The organism is Amphritea pacifica (assembly GCF_016924145.1).
Classification (GTDB): Bacteria; Pseudomonadota; Gammaproteobacteria; order Pseudomonadales; family Balneatricaceae; genus Amphritea; species Amphritea pacifica.
Genome location: NZ_JAFFZO010000168.1, coordinates 1 through 334 on the forward strand (window position 1 = coordinate 1; position 334 = coordinate 334).

1 protein-coding gene is annotated in these 334 nt (G+C 48.5%); it reads right to left on the bottom strand.

Annotated features, from left to right (window positions below; genetic code table 11):
- Positions 1-334: reverse transcriptase domain-containing protein (locus tag JW499_RS23235; protein ID WP_269814600.1), on the bottom strand; the 334-nt coding region annotated here is incomplete at both ends.

The following is a 334-nucleotide window of genomic DNA, read 5'->3' on the forward strand; positions in this document are numbered from 1 at the left end:
TAAAACGTTTGCAAGGCCATCTTATGTTTCTTCGGGGCAGTCTTTCGTCTGAGCCGTGGCTCGCCGTTAAAGTCCTTATCCCAGTAGAAACGAAAACCCAGAAACTCAAAGTGCCGTTGTTGTCCCGAGTGAAAGCGACTAAAGCGTTTAATCGAAGTCTTCTCCGGCGCGACGTCCAGATTAAAGGTTCTTAGTCTGGGAGCCAGTTGCTCATAGAAGGCCCGCGCTTCGTCTTGATATTGAAATGCCACCACAAAGTCATCCGCATAACGGATGAGCATTGCCCTGCCTTCAAGCTTGGGTTTGATCTTCTTCTCGAACCACAGATCTAAAG